General features: G+C 71.8%; 17 protein-coding genes and 1 pseudogene. 9 read left to right on the top strand and 9 right to left on the bottom strand.

Features of this window, described 5'->3' with window-relative positions; translation table 11 throughout:
• The 8 genes and pseudogenes from STRBO_RS39975 to STRBO_RS0108170 all read left to right on the top strand — a co-directional run.
• Positions 1-213 (top strand): annotated as a pseudogene (locus STRBO_RS39975) (extensin); the annotation flags it as partial.
• 42 nt (positions 214-255) lie between these two features.
• Positions 256-681: a phage tail protein gene (locus STRBO_RS0108200; protein WP_005480069.1), complete on the top strand. Its 426-nt coding sequence runs from the start codon at positions 256-258 to the stop codon at positions 679-681.
• A gap of 16 nt (positions 682-697) precedes the next feature.
• Positions 698-1426 (top strand): CIS tube protein, encoded by a 729-nt coding sequence (locus STRBO_RS0108195; protein WP_005480070.1) that lies wholly within the window; start codon positions 698-700, stop codon positions 1424-1426.
• Positions 1426-3342, top strand: coding sequence for a VgrG-related protein (locus tag STRBO_RS0108190; protein ID WP_005480072.1), 1917 nt, complete (start codon positions 1426-1428; stop codon positions 3340-3342). The genes STRBO_RS0108195 and STRBO_RS0108190 overlap by 1 nt, the downstream gene beginning before the upstream one ends.
• 127 nt (positions 3343-3469) lie before the next feature.
• Positions 3470-3913, top strand: a complete 444-nt coding sequence (locus tag STRBO_RS0108185) for a GPW/gp25 family protein (RefSeq protein ID WP_005480074.1) — start codon at positions 3470-3472, stop codon at positions 3911-3913.
• Positions 3913-5871, top strand: coding sequence for a putative baseplate assembly protein (locus STRBO_RS0108180; RefSeq protein ID WP_005480075.1), 1959 nt, complete (start codon positions 3913-3915; stop codon positions 5869-5871). Before STRBO_RS0108185 ends, STRBO_RS0108180 begins: the two co-directional genes overlap by 1 nt.
• Positions 5872-5905: 34 nt before the next feature.
• Positions 5906-6463 carry a phage tail protein gene (locus tag STRBO_RS0108175; RefSeq protein ID WP_005480077.1) on the top strand — a complete coding sequence of 186 codons (558 nt, stop codon included), beginning with the start codon at positions 5906-5908 and terminating at the stop codon, positions 6461-6463.
• Entirely contained in the window at positions 6460-7908 is a 1449-nt protein-coding gene (locus STRBO_RS0108170; protein WP_005480079.1) for an NADase-type glycan-binding domain-containing protein, read from the top strand. Before STRBO_RS0108175 ends, STRBO_RS0108170 begins: the two co-directional genes overlap by 4 nt.
• Before the next feature lie 86 nt (positions 7909-7994).
• On the opposite strand, the gene STRBO_RS0108165 is transcribed toward STRBO_RS0108170, so the two are convergent.
• The 3 genes from STRBO_RS0108165 to STRBO_RS0108155 all read right to left on the bottom strand — a co-directional run bounded on the left by STRBO_RS0108165 (position 7995) and on the right by STRBO_RS0108155 (position 9430).
• Complete coding sequence (locus STRBO_RS0108165; RefSeq protein ID WP_020114043.1) at positions 7995-8657, bottom strand: NADPH-dependent F420 reductase; 663 nt, start codon at positions 8655-8657, stop codon at positions 7995-7997.
• Positions 8658-8882: 225 nt separating this feature from the next.
• Positions 8883-9095 carry an EF-hand domain-containing protein gene (locus STRBO_RS0108160; RefSeq protein ID WP_005480082.1) on the bottom strand — a complete coding sequence of 71 codons (213 nt, stop codon included), beginning with the start codon at positions 9093-9095 and terminating at the stop codon, positions 8883-8885.
• 71 nt (positions 9096-9166) lie between these two features.
• Positions 9167-9430: a hypothetical protein gene (locus STRBO_RS0108155; protein ID WP_005480083.1), complete on the bottom strand. Its 264-nt coding sequence runs from the start codon at positions 9428-9430 to the stop codon at positions 9167-9169.
• A 186-nt stretch (positions 9431-9616) separates the two neighbouring features.
• On the opposite strand from STRBO_RS0108155, the gene STRBO_RS0108150 reads away from it, so the two are divergent.
• Positions 9617-10252 carry a GNAT family N-acetyltransferase gene (locus STRBO_RS0108150; RefSeq protein ID WP_005480084.1) on the top strand — a complete coding sequence of 212 codons (636 nt, stop codon included), beginning with the start codon at positions 9617-9619 and terminating at the stop codon, positions 10250-10252.
• A 36-nt stretch (positions 10253-10288) separates the two neighbouring features.
• Here STRBO_RS0108150 and STRBO_RS0108145 read toward each other — a convergent pair whose 3' ends face one another.
• From STRBO_RS0108145 to STRBO_RS0108120, 6 genes are all read right to left on the bottom strand, one after another.
• Entirely contained in the window at positions 10289-10915 is a 627-nt protein-coding gene (locus tag STRBO_RS0108145; protein ID WP_005480085.1) for an ADP-ribosyltransferase, read from the bottom strand.
• Between the two features lie 96 nt (positions 10916-11011).
• The gene (locus tag STRBO_RS0108140; RefSeq protein ID WP_005480086.1) at positions 11012-12253 is read right to left on the bottom strand and encodes a YncE family protein; all 1242 of its coding nucleotides are present in this window, start codon (positions 12251-12253) and stop codon (positions 11012-11014) included.
• 100 nt (positions 12254-12353) lie between these two features.
• Positions 12354-12857, bottom strand: a complete 504-nt coding sequence (locus STRBO_RS0108135; RefSeq protein WP_005480087.1) for an ATP-binding protein — start codon at positions 12855-12857, stop codon at positions 12354-12356.
• Positions 12858-13188: 331 nt separating this feature from the next.
• Positions 13189-13956 carry an enoyl-CoA hydratase/isomerase family protein gene (locus STRBO_RS0108130; protein WP_005480088.1) on the bottom strand — a complete coding sequence of 256 codons (768 nt, stop codon included), beginning with the start codon at positions 13954-13956 and terminating at the stop codon, positions 13189-13191.
• Between the two features lie 95 nt (positions 13957-14051).
• Entirely contained in the window at positions 14052-15308 is a 1257-nt protein-coding gene (locus tag STRBO_RS0108125) for a L,D-transpeptidase (protein WP_202499685.1), read from the bottom strand.
• Positions 15309-15479: 171 nt separating this feature from the next.
• Positions 15480-16706 (bottom strand): L,D-transpeptidase, encoded by a 1227-nt coding sequence (locus STRBO_RS0108120; protein WP_005480090.1) that lies wholly within the window; start codon positions 16704-16706, stop codon positions 15480-15482.
• Between the last annotated feature and the right edge of the window lie 25 nt (positions 16707-16731).

The following is a 16731-nucleotide window of genomic DNA, read 5'->3' as shown; positions in this document are numbered from 1 at the left end:
CCAGCAACCGCCACGCCCACCACCCCCACCGCATCCACCTCCCGCGCGGCGGAGAACGACTCCCCCGGCCCCCCGTTCGACCCCCGCTCCCTCACCGACTTCCAGCTCGACGAACTGACCCACAAGCTCATCGGCCGCATCACTCGTCTCGTCCGCACCGAACTCCGCCTCGACCGCGAGCGCGTCGGCAGACTCCGCGACCCCCGCCACTGACCGCCCCCGACCGCCCCGCACCACCAGAAAGGCCCTTCCCAGATGTCCCGCGATCTCGACCCGGGCTCCACCATCTTCTTCACGCTGACGATCGACGGCGAGAGCCTCGGTTACTTCAACGGGTGCGAAGGGCTGTCCTCGACCGTGGAGATCGAGCACCGCCAGGAGGGCGGGAACAACGGGTTCGTCTGGCAGCTCCCGTCGCGGGTGACGTTCTCGAACATCCGGCTGACGAGGCCGCTGACGCCGGACACGGCGAAGGTCGCCGCGTGGATCTCGTCCGTCGCGACGGGCGTGAAGCGGCCGACGGCCCAGATCGCGGCGCTGCGCGCGGACGGCTCGGAGGTGGCGCACTGGGGGCTCATCGACGTCCTGCCGGTGAGCTGGCAGGGGCCGTCCCTGGATCCGTCCAACCCGAGCGTGGCGACCGAGGTGCTGGAGATCGCGCACCACGGGTTCACGGACTGAGGGGCGGGGACAGACCATGGCGAAGGGCAGCAAGGGCGGCGGCGCGGGCAAGAGTCTCGTGCGGGCCACCCTGGCCATTCACGAGCCGCCGGTGGGGACGAGCACCACCCCGGGCGGGCTGAAGAAGACGTTCAACTTCGAGTTCAACCCCTCCGAGCTGACACTGCGCCAGGGCGCCCAGTGGAAGCGGACGACGAGCGCGGCGGTGCGCGACGGCGCGCTGCCGGAGTTCATGGGGCCCGACCCCCGGGAGATGAACGTCGAGATCTTTCTCGACTCCTCCGACAAGCCGAGCGGCACCACCGTGCTGAAGAAGGTCGAGTCGCTGCTGTCGTGCTGCGAGGTGACGGCCAAGAGCCTCGCCGCCAAGCAGCCGTCACCGCCGTGGGTGGTGTTCCAGTGGGGGTCGTTCTCGACCGCGCGTTTCACGGCGTACGTCAGCTCCGTGGACGTCACGTACTCCCTGTTCGGGACGACCGGTGTGCCGATCCGGGCCGCCTGCCGGATGACGCTGCACGAGATCCCCAGCCGGACCGAGGGGCAGAACCCGACCTCGGGCGCGCTCACCGCGCGCAGTGTGCACCGGGTCGTGGCGGGCGACTCGTTGCAGTCGCTGGCGTGGCGGGAGTACGGGAACGCGTCCGCGTGGCGGGCGATCGCGGAGGCCAACGGCATCGACGACCCCACCCATCTGCCCACCGGCACCGAACTCGTCCTCCCGGCGGCCGGAGAGGTGGGTCCCTGATGGGCGGATCCGAGGCGGGAAACCCGTCCTTCTCCAACATCATCCGGGTCACCATCGACGGCAGGGAGCTGCCGACCGACTACGCCGACCTGCTGGTCGGCGGCTGGGTCGACCTCGGGGCCGGGGTGCCCGGCGCGTTTAGGCTCACCTTCCGGGACCCGCACGGGCTGCTGCTGGGCAAACTGAACGTCAGATTCGGCTCCCTGGTCGTCATCTCGCCCGTGGCCGGCGGACAGGGCGCGGGCAGCCCGGTGTTCACCGGCGAGGTCACCGGGATGGAGACCGACTACGACGGCACCGGCACCTTCACCGTCGTGCGCGGCTACGACGCCGGCCACCGGCTGATGCGGGTGCGCAGGGTGGCGGCGTACCGCAACCAGACGGCCGCCGACATCGCCCGCAAGCTGGCCGCGATGAACGGCGTCCCGATCGGTCAGGTGCAGTCCACCAAGACCGTCTACGACTTCATCAGCCAGTCCAACGTGACGGACTGGGACTTCCTCGCGCGGCTCGCCGACGAGAACGAGATGGTGATGTCGCTGGACGCCAAGGGGAAGTTCCAGTTCGTCAGGCCGAAGCCGGCGTCCGGCGCGCCCGCGTCGAGCGCCCCCGGCCGGAAGAACCCCTACGAGCTGAAGGCCGGCGTGGACATCCTGCGCTGCCGGGCCGCCGTCACCGCCGCCGACCAGGTCGGCAAGGTCGAGGCGCGCGGCTGGAACGTCACGACGAAGAAGAAGCTCACCGCGACGACGAAGGCCGACGCCAACCCCGGTATCGCCATCGGCACCACCCCGCAGAAGGCGGCGACCCCCTTCAAGGCCGCCAAACTGGTCGAGACGGACACGCCGTACGACCTGCAGAGCGAGGTCACGCACGCCGCCGGCTCCCTCGCCGACGACATCACCTCCGCCTTCGCCGAGCTGGAGGTCATGGTGCGCGGCAACCCGCTGCTGCGCCCCGGTGTGCCGATCACGCTCTCCGACGTGGGCGCCCCGTTCGAGGGCAAGTACACCTGCACGTCCGTACGGCACACCTTCGGCGACGGCAGCCACTACGAGACGTGGGTGACCGTCAGCGGCCGGCAGTGGCGCTCGCTGTTCGGGCTGACCTCGGGCGGCGGTACGGCGGCCCCGCGGCTGCCCAGTGTCGCCAACGCCCTCGTCACCGACGTCCAGGATCCGCTGAAGCAGGGCAGGGTGAAGCTGCAGTTCCCGTGGCTGGACGACGCGTACGTCAGTGACTGGACGCGGACCGTGCAGCTGGGCGGCAAGGCCGGCGGCGGAATCTTCCCGTTGGACGTCGGCGACGAGGTGCTGGTCGCCTTCGACCGCGGTGCGCTCGACCACCCGTTCGTCATCGGCGGCCTCTACAACGGCGTCGACAAGCCGACCCCCGTGAAGGACGTGCACCTGCACGACCCGGTCAAGAAGAAGGCGATCCGCCACACCCTGTCCGACCGGGAGGGCAACCGGGTCGACCTGCTCAGCCAGCAGACCGGCCTGCGCAAGCAGGGCGTGCGCCTCGCCACCGGCAACGACCGGCTGATCATCAACCTCGACCGGACGAAGACCGAGATCACCGTGGACAGCAAGGGTGCCGTCTCCATCACCGGCGGCACCTCGGTGTCGGTCAAGGCCGGGACCGATCTGACGCTGAGCGCGCGCCGGTCCGTGACCATCCGCAGCGGCGGCCCCCTCAACCTCCAGGGCCAGGGCATCGTCGGCCTCCGGTCGCTCGGCGGCGCGGTCAACGTGAACGCCGTGGGCGCCCTCACCATGAGCGCGGCCGGGGCCGCGACGATCAGCGCGGCCGGAACCGTGCAGATCAACGCGGTCGGCCAGGCGGCGCTGCGGGCGGCCAATGTCGACATCACGGGCATCGTGCTCGTCAACAAGAAGCCGTATCCGATCCCGTGACGCCCACCGCCCGCACGCCCACCGCGCACCCGCGCCGCGCCCCCCACGTGCCCACACGCCCCACCTGCCCACATGTCCACACGTCGGCCGAGAAGTCGTACGTCCCAGAAAGAGGGGTGGCCCGCTGATGGCCGAGCAGTTCGTCGGATCCGGCTGGGCGTTCCCGCTGCGCATCGGGCCCACCGGGGGCATCGCCCTGGTCAGCGGGGAGCGCGAGGTCGAGGAGGCCATCCGGCTCGTCCTGGCCACCGCGCCGGGCGAGCGGCCGATGCGCCCCGAGTTCGGCTGCGCCATCCACGACCTGGTGTTCGCGCCGGTCAACGAGGCCACGGCCGGCCGTATCCAGCACGAGGTGTACACGAGCCTCGACCGCTGGGAGCCGCGGATCGAGGTGACCGACGTCGAGGTGACGGCGGGCGCCGACCAGGGCGTCCTGTTCATCGACGTCCGCTACGCGATCCGCGGCACCAACAACCCGCGCAGCCTGGTCTTCCCGTTCTACGTCATCCCCTCCCACGACGAGCCGGACCTCGCTCCCGATGGCTCCGACCGTCCCGAAAGCGACCGCTGATGGCCCTGCCCTCCCCGAACCTCGACGACCGGCGTTTCCAGCAGTTCGTGGACGACGCCAAGCGCTACATCCAGCAGCGGGCGCCGGAGTGGACCGACCACAACGTCTCCGACCCCGGTGTCACCCTGGTGGAGACGGTCGCCCACATGGCCGACCAGATCGTCTACCGGCTCAACCGGGTGCCGGAGAAGAACCATCTGGCGTTCCTGGACCTGGTGGGCATCACCCTCTTCCCGCCCTCGGCCGCCCGTACGGACGTGACCTTCTGGCTGTCGGCGCCGCAGGAGGAGCCGGTGCCGCTGCCGGTGGGCACCGAGGTGGCCACGCTGCGCACCGAGAGCGAGGACGCGGTCGTCTTCGCCACCGAGCGCGAACTGTCCGTCGTGCCCTGCGCGTTGCGCCACCTGGTGACCCAGCGGCCCGGTGAGCCGGTGAGCGACCGGACGGCCGACCTCGCCGAGGGCAAGGACCTGATGTGCTTCGCCGAGTCCCCGCGGCCCGGCGACGGTGTGCTGTTCGGGCTCACCGCCGCCGTCCCGTACTGCGCGATCGTGCTGGAGCTGGACAGTGTGGTCGACGGCGTCGGCGTGGACCCGCGGCAGCCGCCGCTGGTCTGGGAGGCGTGGACCGAGGACGGCTGGACGGAGTGCGAGGTCGACCGTGACGGCACGGGCGGCCTGAACCGGCCGGGCGAGGTGATCCTGCACATGCCCGGCGGGCACACCCTGTCCCGCACCGGCGGTCAGGAGGCCGGCTGGCTGCGCTGCCGGGTCACCGAACCCCTGCCCGGCCAGCCCTTCTACACCACCTCGCCGACCGTCCGCGCCGCCGAGGCCTTCACCATCGGCGGCACCACGACCGCCGTCCACGCCGAGACCGTCTACGACGAGGCCCTCGGCGAGTCCACCGGTCTGCCCGGTCAGCGGCTGCGCCTCGCCCACTACCCGGTGGTGGGCGACACCCCGCCCGTGCTGCTGCAGACCGCCGAGCACGACGGCTGGACCGACTGGGACGTCGTCCCGTCCTTCGCCGCGTCCACCTCCTACGACCGCCACATCACCCTGGACTCCGCCACCGGCGAGATCGCCTTCGGTCCGGCGGTACGGGAGCCCGACGGCACCCTGCGCGCGTACGGGGCCGTCGCCCCCAAGGGCGCCGTCATCCGCGCCGTGCGCTATCGCACCGGCGGCGGCCGGGCCGGGAACGTGGCCCGAGGCGCCATCCGGGTGCTGCGCACCTCCGTCCCGTACGTCTCCGAGGTCGTCAACCGGGAGGCGGCGCGCGGCGGTGTGGACGCGGAGACCGTGGAGGAGGCGAAGGTCCGGGCGCCGATCACGCTGCGCGCCCAGGAGCGCGCGGTGACCCTGCGGGACTACGAGGAACTCGCCCGCCGCGCGGCCCCCGAGACCGCCCGCATCACCTGCCTGGAGGGCGAGGAGGGCGAGCACGGGGCGTACGCGGTGCGGGTGCTGGTGGTCCCGCAGGCGGTTCCCGACCCGGGGGGCCGACTGCGCTTCGAGCAACTGGTGCCCGGCGACGGGCTGTTGCGCCGCATCACCCGCCATCTGGACGAACGGCGCCTGATCGGCACGCGGTTGGCCGTCGGCCCGCCCTTCTACCAGGGCGTCACCGTCGTCGCGACGCTGCACGCCTTCCGGGGCACCGACACCGACCGGGTGCGCCGTCAGGCCCATGACGCGCTCTACCGCCACCTCGACCCGCTGACCGGCGGCGCCGACGGCCGCGGCTGGCCCTTCGGCCGCCCGGTCCAGTCCGGCGAGGTCTTCGCCGTCCTCCAGCGGGTGCCCGGCGTCGAACTCGTCGACGACGTCCAGCTGCACCCGGCCGACCCGCTCACCGGCAAACGGGGCGACCCCACCAACCGTATCGACCTCTCGCCCCCGTCGCTGGTGTTCTCCTTCGACCACCGGGTCCGCGTGATCGGGGACAAGCCGTGAGTCCGGGGCTCCCGGACGCGGGAGGCGAGCGCCGGTGAGGGGCTCCATCGACGGTCTCGGCTCCTCGCACCCCATCGGCGCGATGCTCCCCGCCGTCTTCGCCGACGACGACCTCGCCCAGCGCTTCGTCGGCGGTCTGGACGACGTCATCGCCCCGATCCTGTCCGTCCTCGACTGCCTGGACTCCTACTTCAGGCCGTCCCTCGCCCCCGTGGACTTCACCCAGTGGCTCGCCGGCTGGGTGGGCGCCGAGACCGACGGCACGGAACCGGAGGCGCGGCTGCGCGCCGCGGTCGCCGCCGCCGCGTATCTGCACCGCGTACGCGGCACCCGGCGCGGCCTGTCCGAGGCCGTACGCCTGGTGTTCGGCGTGACCCCGGAGATCACCGAGAGCGGCGCCGCCGCCTGGGACGCCCGTCCCCTCGGCCCGGTCCCCGGGGAAACCCGCCCGCGCCTGCACGTGACCCTGCGCCTGCCCGACCCCACCCCCGCGGACGAACACCGGCTGGACAGCCTCGTCGCCGCCGCCCGCCCCGCCCACATGCCCTACACGGTCCAGGTGACCGCCGCCGAAAGGATCCCCGAGAGATGACCAGCCCGACCCCCGGCACCGGCCAGGCCCAGAGCTGCGCCGAATGCGGAACCCGCGGGGAGCCCGGCCAGTCCTTCTGCGACGCCTGCGGCGCGGTGCTCGGCTGGTCCGGAACCCCGGCCCGAGCGACCACGGGCAGCGCCAGGAGCGAGGCCGACGACCGCCCGGCCGCCGCCCCCGCGGACACGGACGCGGCACGTACGAGTGCCCCGGCCCCGGTTCCCGCCGGGAGCGCACCGGCCGACGACGAGCGCGGCTGGGACGCCTTCGCTCTGCCGGGCGCCGGCACGGGCACGGCCCGCACCGGTCACGACTCGGCTCAGACGGCGACGACCGCGGCCACCCCCGACACCGGCACGGCGGTCCGCACGGACGCGCCCCCCGCCGCCACCGCCCCCGCCCCGTCGCCGGCCGCGCCCCCGGCCGCCACCGCCCCGGCGGTGACCGCCACGCCCCACCCGGCCCCGCACCCCGACGACGAGGCCCCCACCACGCCCCTCCCGACACCGGCCTCACCACCCCCGGCTCCCGCCCCCTCCCCTTCCCCTTCCGACGCCGACCGGGCCAGGTCGCTCCTCGTCCCGGTCGCCGACCCCGAGCCCCGTGCACCCGCGGAGCCGGCCGTCGCGCCCGTGCTGCCGGGCCGCCCGGACGTGCAACGGCCTCAAGTGCGTACCCCTGGGCCGGAGTTCGGCACGGAGGGTGGTGTGCCCTGCCCGTGGTGCGGGACCCCCACCCGGCCGGACCGGCACTTCTGCGCGCGCTGCGCGATGCCCATGGCCGGCCGTGCGCAGACACCGGGGCGGCTCCCGTGGTGGCGCCGGATGCTGAACGGCCGCGACACGCAGACCCCGTGGGCCGGTGACCGCCCCCGTCTGCGCCGCGGCTTCGGCCGGATCCTCAACTGGGTGGTCGCCGCCCTCGTCCTCACCCTGATCGTCACCCTGGCCTTCCAGGCCGACGACGGCTACCGGGCGGCCCGCGACCACTTCGCCAAGCGCGCGTCGGTCGTCCCGGACAGCTTCAAGGCGTCCCGCTCGTTCCCCGGACACAAGCCGGACCTGGCCTTCGACACGTACAGCAACACGTGGTGGGGCCCGGGTGTGACCCAGTCCGGCGAGGGAGAGTGGCTGGAGGCCGAATTCGAGGAGCCCACCCGGCTGCTGGACGTGGTCATCACGCCGGGCGTCTCCAAGCAGGCGGACCAGCGCGCGGAGTCGGCGCGCCCGCACCGCATCGAGGCGACCATCACCGCCGCCGACGGCTCCAGGTCCACCAAGATCCTCACCCTCGACCAGGCCGCCGGCGGCCAGAGCCGCAAGTTCCGCGTGGGCGACGCCAAGTCCGTCCGCTTCACCATCCGCTCCTCCTACGGCGCCGACGACAAGAAGCAGGTCGCGATAGCGGAGATCGAGTTCTTCGGCCGCTCGAACGGCAACAGCTAGCGGAGAAGGGGACGCGAGGGGCGGGCGGGGAGTGGGCCGGCGGGGAGTGGGCCGGCGGCTGATCGCCGGCCGCCGGCCCGGTCGTCCTAGCCCCGGAAGTCCGCCGTACGTTCCGGCGAAGCCTCGGCCAGGGCCTTGGTCACGGCCTCCGTGTCGCCCCGGAGGCCGTAGACGGGGGTGTCCGGCTGCTGGCGCCAGGAGTCGTCGAGGCCGCCGGCGTCCACCGTGTCGAAGCCGAGTTCGTCGATGAGGGCGCGGATCTTCGCCTTGGCCGTCTCGTCGTCACCGGCGACGGGGAGGGCGACGCGGTCGGGGGCGCCGGCGGGGCGGTGGCGGTCGAGGATGTCCTGGGCGTAGGTGCCGTTGAAGGCCTTGACCACGGGGTGGCCCAGGTGCTGTTCGGTCCAGCGGCTCTCGGTGAGGCCGTCGTCCTCGATCGCGGCGATCCTGCCGTCGCGCTGGCGGGGGTAGTAGTTGCCGGTGTCGATGACGGCGACGCCGTCCGCCGCCGCGTCGAGAAGGCCGGAGGGCAGATCGGGCACCGCCTTCAGCGGGATCGTGACCACCACGACCTCGGCGCCGCGGGCCGCCTCCCGCACCGTGACCGGGGTCGCGCCCGTCTCCTCGGCCAGTGCGGTGAGGGTCTGGGGGCCACGGGAGTTGGCGACGGAGACCTCGTGGCCGAGGGCGGTGAGCCGCCGGGTGAGGTTGCCGCCGATGTTGCCCGCGCCGATGATGCCGATCTTCATGTCAGGCCGCCCTTCGCGTTCGGGGTGTTCCGGGGAGTCGAGAGGTTCGAGTGTCCCGAAGGTTCCACATATGCATGCACGTGCATGCAGTACCCGACAACCTCGGAGCGTCCCGCGCTATTCCGGCCCTCCGCCCCCTCCAGCCCCAGCCCCAGCCCCAGCCCCCGATACGACGAAGGGGCGCCCCCGTCGTACGCGACGAAAGGCGCCCCTCGGCCCCCGGGCTCACTTGTTCAGGTGACCCCAGAACTCGTCGAACGACAGGAGCTTGTCCCCGTTGAGGTCACGGGTGCGGATGATGACCTCCGCCACGGACTCGGTGACGTTCCAGTCGCCCTCCTGGGCCAGGGCAGTCTTGAACTCGGCGGCGGTGATGAACCCGTCCCCGTCCGCGTCGATCCGCTGGAACTCCTTGCGCGCTGCCTCGATGTCCGCCACCGATCCGCCCCTTCTTGGTGCCCTGCCCGTTGCGGGCAGTCCTGCCTACGGTCCTACTGACGCAGGTCAGATTAACCGGCCGGGCGAACCCGGAGTGCGGCGACCACCCACGCGAACTCCTCCTGGTGTGCCGACAGCGGCTCGACGCCCCGTACCGGCGAGGCCGGCTCCCGGAACCGGGCCGGATCGGCGTGGGCCGCCGAGGTGACCCGCTGCGACAGGGCGGCCCGGTCGGTGTCGCCGAGCAGCCCGGCCGGCACCTCCTCGGCGGCGGGCGAGGCGGGGTCGACACCGCCGCGCGGCGCCTCCCCGGCGAGCCGCACCAGGCGGCTCATGAACCCGTGCTGCGGGCGACGGGGTGGGGACGTCCTCGTCCGACCGGTGGCGGATCGTGCGGACGGACAGGCCGGAGCCGCGGGCGAGCTGCCCGATGGTGAAAAGGCCGGTGCCGTTTTCGATCATGTCTGCGAGTGTGGGCCCTCCAGTGGGTGGAGACTCAAGGAGCGGGGCGGAGGAGTCCGGTGGCGGAGAGCTTGCGGGACGTGCTGGACGGGGTGGCCCGGGGGGACTTCCCTCCGGCGGACGGTCGTACGACCGTCGTCGCGCAGGTCTCCCCCCGGGACGCGGGTGTCCTGTGCTTCACGGGGCACTCCGTGGTCTTCACGGACGAGGACCCCCGGTGGGTGCACGAGAGGCTGGCGGCCACGGAGTGCGACCCGATGTCCGCGAGCCTGAACCCACGGTTCCTGGCGGCCCTCATGGAACGCACGGGCCGCACGACCGAGACCATCGACATGATGCTGGTCGCCGCGCCCCTGCCGGGCGAGCCGCCGCTGCCGCTGAAGGAGATCGAGGACGCCGGACACCCCCGTGTCGCGTACGCGCGGCGGCGCCGTGACGGCGTACGGGTCTTCGCGACGGACGGCGGTGTCCTGACGACGGGTCGCGGGATCGCCGGCCGGCTGGAGGTGTCGGTGGAGGTGGACGAGGACGTACGGCACCAAGGGCTCGGCCGGTCGCTGGTGATGGCGGCGCGGCATCTCGTCGCCGAGCCGCTGTGGGCGCAGATCGCGCCGGGGAACGCCCGCAGCGTGCGGGCGTTCCAGTCGGCCGGGTACGTACCGGTGGGCTCGGAGCTGCTGCTCAGCGCCCGCTAGGACCACCGGCCCGGCGGGCGGGGAGAGGGGGCGGGGTCAGTGCCAGGGCACGTAGTGCGGGTTGCTCTCGCACTCGCTCATCTTCTCCGTCCTGGTCTTCTTGTCGACCGGACAGACACCGATGACGAACTCCGTCCGGATACCGCCGGGGAAGGCGACCTCGACCTGGTCGGCCCACTTGTGCTGGTCGCCGATGGTCCGGTTGACGTCCACGCCGCCGGGGGCGTCGATGTAGTAGTTGTAGCCGGACTTGTACCAGGTCTTGTACAGGTCGTGGTCGTAGGTCGTGGAGACGTACGGCGAGGGCTGGTTGACCAGGACGTATTGCTCGATGTCGTACTGCCCGTCGAGGACGTCCCTCGGAAGGAAGCCCTGCGCGAAGACGGTCGCCGGGCCCCGGCTGTCGCTGCGGTACAGGGTGGCGCAGGTGGTGCGCCAGACCGGCTCGGGGGTGATGCGGTCGACGTCCACGCGGCGGTCGGCGGCGGCGTGGACCGGGTCGGCGAACCGGGGGCAGGCGGGGGCGGCGGCCGGGGCCGCGGCGGGGTTCGCGGCGGGGGTCTGTGCCGGAGCGGTCGCGGCGGAGGTCGCGAGGACGGCGGAGAGGGACAGGACGAGGGCGGCGGCCCGGCGCCGCAGACTGGTGGTGATCACGCTCAGCACGATCTCGGCCGCGCGGCGCCGGGCCGTGGACCCTCACTCGTACGCAGGCGTGTCAGCCCGCCCGGTTGTCGCATGTCGCCGGGAGATGCCGGGCCGTCACCGGAAGACGCCCGTGTGGCCGAGCGAGTAGCGGCCGGGCTGCGGGTACACCGCGAGGCCGTGCGGGCCGTTGCCGACGGGGATGCGGGCGAGCTGCTCCCCGGTGCGGGTGTCGAGGGCGTACACCTCGGAGTCGTAGCGGCCGGAGAGCCACAGGACCTTGCCGTCGGCGGAGACGCCGCCCATGTCGGGGCTGCCGCCGTCGGGGAGGTGCCACTTCTTCGTGAGCTTGTTCTCGGTGAAGTCGAAGACGGAGACCGTGCCCTCGCCCCGGTTGGAGACGTACATCTCGCGGGAGTCGCGGCCGATGTACAGGCCGTGGGTGCCCTTGCCCGTGGGCAGGAGCTTCGGTTCGTCGAAGGTGTCGCCGTCCAGGACCCACATGCCGTCGGCCATCATGTCGGCGATGTAGAAGCGCTTGCCGTCCGGGGAGAGCTTCACGTCCTGCGGCATGGCCCCCTCGAACGGCAGCTTCCGCTGCCCGACGACCTTCATCCGCGCGGTGTCGACCTTCAGCAGCTCGCCGCTGAACTCGCACGAGACGATGAAGTACGTGCCGTCGAGGGAGAAGTCGGCGTGGTTGACGCCGTAACAGCTGACCGGCTCGGTCCTGACCCGCTTCATGGTGTGCGGGTCGCGGAAGACGAGTTCGCGGTCGAGGGAGGCCATGACGACGGCGTACTTCCCGTCGGGCGTGAAGTACAGGTTGTAGGGGTCGTGCACCTCGACCGGTTCGCCCGCCTTCCCCGTCGCCGGGTCGATGGGGGTGAGGGTGTGGCCCCGGTTGTTGTTGACCCACAGGGTCTTCAGGTCCCAGGAGGGCACCACGTGCTGGGGCTGTCGGCCCACCGGGATCGTCTCGGTGATCTCGTACGTCTCGGGGTCGATCACGGTGACGGTGTCGGACTCGCTGTTGGGGACGTACACCCGGGACGGGAAGTCCTCGACCACCGGGGAGAGCCGGTTCGGGCGGTCGGCGGCGTAGACGTCCTTGGGGTCCAGCACGGGCGGCATGCCGCGCAGGCCCCGGACCACCGTCCGCTGTCTCTTCTTCCGCTCGGCCGCCTCGGCTTCGGCGGCGGCCCGGTCGGCCCGGATCCGCTGTTCGTGCCCGGTGGGCCCGGCCCCGGCGCCGCACGCGGCCACGGCGGCGAGAACGACGGCCGCGAGAAGGGCGCGCTGCACGAGGTTGCGCTGCGTGAAATGGCGCTGCATGAGGGAGGTGCGGGGCGTGGTCACGCGACCTTTATAGGGAGGTTCAGCGGGAATTCCGGCGATTGGCCCGATCGACGGAGATGCGCGTGGCGGGTGCCGTCGGGTGCCGTGACCGTCCGCGTTGTCACCGGTCGGCGACGCGCATCTCGAACCACGTCGTCTTCCCGCGCGGCAGCAGGTCGACTCCCCAGCGGTCCGAGAGCTTGTCCACGAGGAACAGGCCCCGCCCGCTGAGGTCCATCTCCTGCACCGGCATCAGACAGGGCAGTCCGCGCGAGGGGTCGCGGACCTCGACACGGATCCACCCCGGCCGACGGCGCATGCGGAGCCCGAAGACACGGGCGCCGGTGTGCCGTACGGCGTTGCCGACGAGTTCGGAGACGAGCAGGACCGCGTCCTCGGTCATCTTCGGCGAGAGCCGCCACTGGCGCAGGACGACGACCTGGGCGAGCCTGCGGGCCGTGGCCGCGGACTCGGGACGGGACGGCAGCGGGACCTCCGCCTCGGTCGGGTTGCCGAACAACTCCAGTGCCTTCTGCGCCCGTTCGTCCTCGATCGCAGGTGACCAACGCGCCGCGGTCGCACTCCCGTGCCGCCGCGGCTGTTCGATACCCTCCAGCCCCGCCATGCCCCCATCATGGCCGCCGCGGGCCCCTTCCGGGGCCGTTCCGCAGGAATACAACCCCCGGAACCAACCATTCCGGGACTTTCGGGTGACATATGCCAGAGGCAGCAAGTCACCCACGAGAGCCCGTCCGACCTGCGTGAACACTCTGAACTTCGGTCAACGACACGAGCCTTGGGCAAGGCTCTGTTAAGGCTGCCTTAAGGCTCGGACAGACCGCCCCTTCGGGGGACGCGGGTCATGCATCGCGTCAACCGCGAGCCCGTCGGCGGAACTTGTGGGCCGGATTCCGACACGTCCCCCGGCCCCCTCGCCCCGCCCCGGCCCCGCGCGCTCAGACGAACTTCGCCTTGCCCGGCCCCTCCTCCACGAAGCTCCGCATCCCGCGCTCCCGGTCCTCCGTGGCGAACAGCCCCGCGAACCAGTTCCGCTCGATGGCGAGCCCGGTCTCCAGGTCGGTCTCCAGACCCGCGTCGATCGACTCCTTGGCGGCCCGCAGCGCGATGGCCGGGCCCTTCGCCAGCCGGGCGGCCCACTCGTGCGCGGCGGTGTACACCTCGCCGGCCGGGACGACCCGGTCGACCAGGCCGAGCGTGAGGGCCTCGTCCGCCTTGACCATCCGGCCGGTGAAGATGAGGTCCTTGGCCTTGGAGGGGCCGATGAGCCGGGCGAGCCGCTGGGTGCCGCCCGCGCCCGGGATCACGCCGAGCAGGATCTCCGGCTGGCCGAGCTTGGCGTTCTCCCCGGCGATCCGGTAGTCCGCGCACAGCGCCAGCTCGCAACCGCCGCCCAGCGCGTAGCCGGTGACGGCCGCGACGACCGGCTTGGGGACACGGGCCACGGCGCTGAAGGAGTCCTGCAGGTCACGGGAGCGCGCGACCATCGCCGCGTGGTCCATGTCCTGCATCTCCTTGATGTCGGCGCCGGCCGCGAAGACCTTCTCCCCGCCGTAGATCACCACCGCGCGGACGTCGTCGCGGCGCGTGGCCTCCTCGGCGATTTCCTTGAGGCGGTCCTGGGTGGCGACGTCCAGGGCGTTCATGGGCGGCCGGTCGAGGCGGATGGTGCCGACGCCCTCGGCGACTTCGAGATGCAGAGTCATGAGGGCAGGTTAACGGCGACTAACGGCAACGGCCCCGGTGCCGTGCATCACACCGGGGCCGTGCGGAGGGGGTCGGGGCTCTCAGGCGCGGGCGCCTACGCCTTCCACTTGTCCCAGTCCATGTTCCAGCCGTTGTAGCCGTTGTCCGGGTCCACGATCCGGTCGTTGGAGTTCTTCACGATCACGACGTCGCCGACCATGGAGTGGTCGAAGAACCAGGCGCCCGGCGCCTTGCGGTCGTAGCCGCCGCGGGTGTCGCGCATACCGATGCAACCGTGGCTGGCGTTGTAGTTGCCGAAGGCGCCGCCGCCCCAGTAGTTGCCGTGGATGAAGGTGCCCGAGTTGGTCAGGCGCATCGCGTCCGGCACGTCCTTGATGTCGTACTCGCCGCCGTAGCCGACGGTCTCGCCGTTCATCCGGGTCACGCGCAGGCGCTCGCTGATGACCATCTGGCCGTTCCAGGTCTCCATGCCCGGCTGGCCGGTGGTGACGGGGATGGTCTTGATGACCTTGCCGTCCCTCTTGACCTTCATCGTGAGCTTCTTGACGTCGACCACGGAGACCTGGCTGCGGCCGATCGTGAAGGAGACCTTCTTGCTCTGCTCGCCGTAGACGCCCTCGCGGCCCTCGACACCGTCGAGGTTGAGGTCGACGGTGACCTTCGTGCCGGCCTTCCAGTACTTCTCCGGGCGGAAGTCGAGGCGGTCGTTGCCGAACCAGTGGCCCTCGACGTCGACGGCCGGCTCGGTCTTGATGGTGATGGCCTTCTCGACGTCCTCGGGGGCCGTGATGCCCCGCGTGAAGCGGATCGAGAACGGCATGCCGACGCCGACCTTCGAGCCGTCCTCGGGGGTGAAGATGCCGACGAAGGTGTTCTTCGGGGTCAGTGTGGTGAAGGACGAGTCCTCGGCCGCCTCACGCCCCTCGGAGTCCTTGGCGACGGCGTGCACCTTGTACTCGGTGGCAGAGTTGAGGTGGGTGGACGGCGTCCAGCTGGCGCCGTCGCCGGATATCTCACCGGCGATCTTGTCGCCCTTGTCGTTCTCGACCGTGACCTCGGACAGCTTGCCCTTGGTGGCGTTCACCTTGAGCGCGCCGCTGGTGGCCACGGAGTCGGCGCCGTTCTTCGGCGCGATGGAGACCACGGCCTGCGAGGCCTTGGTGGCCGCCTTGTCGGAAGTGGTCCGGTCGGAGCCCTTCCCCTGGTCGCCGTCGGAGCCCGTGTCCGAACCCCCGCCCCCGCCGCACGCGGTGACCGCGAGCAGCATCAGGACCGGCAGCATGGCCAGGGCCCCCTTGCGCCGCCGCGTCCGCGCGCCAACCGACGCCCCCGATATCGGTCGCCCGTTCAACTCTCTGTTCTCCCCTCGCACGGCCTGATCAGGCCCGCACCCCTACGCGCAGAGCGCGCGTACGCCCGTACATTAACCAGATGATCGGAATGATTTGGCCTCGGCGTATGTCACCGTTCAGTCCCAACTTCAATGATCACGCGCGTACCCCCATCTCCGTGCTTTGTCCGCCTACTTCACCGCGGCACCCGCTTTCCATTCCTTCCACCCCATGTTCCACCCTCCGAGTCCATTGTCCGGAGAGACCTTTTTGTCAGTGCTGTTGACGACCTCGACGACGTCCCCGACGAGGCTGCGGTCGAAGAACCAGCCCGCCGGCGTGCCGGAATCGCCGCCCTTCACATCGCGCAGGCCCACACAGCCGTGGCTGACGTTGGCCCTGCCGAAGGCGTCCGGGGCCCAGTAGTTGCCGTGCAGGAACGTGCCCGAGGTGGTGAGGCGCATGGCGTGCGGGACGTCCGGGATGTCGTACTCACCCTTGCCGTTCGCCTTGCGGAAGCCGACGGTGGCGCCGTTCATCCGGGTCACCTCCAGCATCTCGGTGACGACCATCTTCCCGTTGTACGTCGTCGTCCTCGGCGCCCCGGCGGTGATGGGGAGGGTGGCGAGCACGCCGTCGCCGCGTTCCACGCGCATGGTGTGCCGCGCCGCGTCGACCACGCTCACCTGGTGCCGGCCGACGGTGAAGGAGAACGTCCTGTGCTGCTGTCCGTAGACGCCGGGCGCGCCCTCGACGTCCCGCAGCCGCAGGCCGACGGTGACGCGGGTGCCGGGCTTCCAGTACGTCTCGGGACGGAAGTCGAGGCGCCCGGCGCCGAACCAGTGCGGGCGGACCTCGACGGGCGGTTCGGCGGTCACGTCGACGGCGCGTTCGACGGCCGCGCGGTCCTCGATCTCCCGGTTGAACTCCAGGGAGACGATCATGCCGGTGCCGACGGTGGCCCGGTTCTCGGGCGTGACGTAGGCGATGAAGCGCTCGTCGGGGACGTACGTCGTGAAGGTGACGTGCCGGGCCGAGCGGCGGCCGTGGCCGTCGAGGGCGACCGCGTCGACGGTGTACCGGGCGGCCAGCGCGAGCTTCGGTGAGCCGGTGGGGCGCCAGGTCAGTCCGTCGGCGGACATGCGGCCCGGCACGGGTGACTCCTGCGCGTCCTGCGACTTCACCACCTTGACGGACTCCAGGCGCCCGCTGGGCACCCGTACTTCGAAGCGTTGCTCCGGGCGCACGCCCTTGCTGCCGTCCTCCGGAGTGACCCGGATCGTGTCGTCGGGCGCCTTTCCGCTGGTCAGCGGCGTCCCGGTGGTGCATCCGGCGGCCCCGGCCAACAGGGCCGCCCAGGTGAGCGCGGCGGCCAGGGCGGCCGCGGCGCGGCGCGCGTGCGTCTGTGCGTGGTTCACGTGCGGCCCAACGACGGCGCACGCC

Origin of the sequence: Streptomyces bottropensis ATCC 25435 (assembly GCF_000383595.1) — a bacterium.
Classification (GTDB): Bacteria; Actinomycetota; Actinomycetes; order Streptomycetales; family Streptomycetaceae; genus Streptomyces; species Streptomyces bottropensis.
The sequence above is the reverse complement of the archived record's forward strand: the minus strand, read 5'-3'. Positions and strand labels throughout refer to the sequence as shown.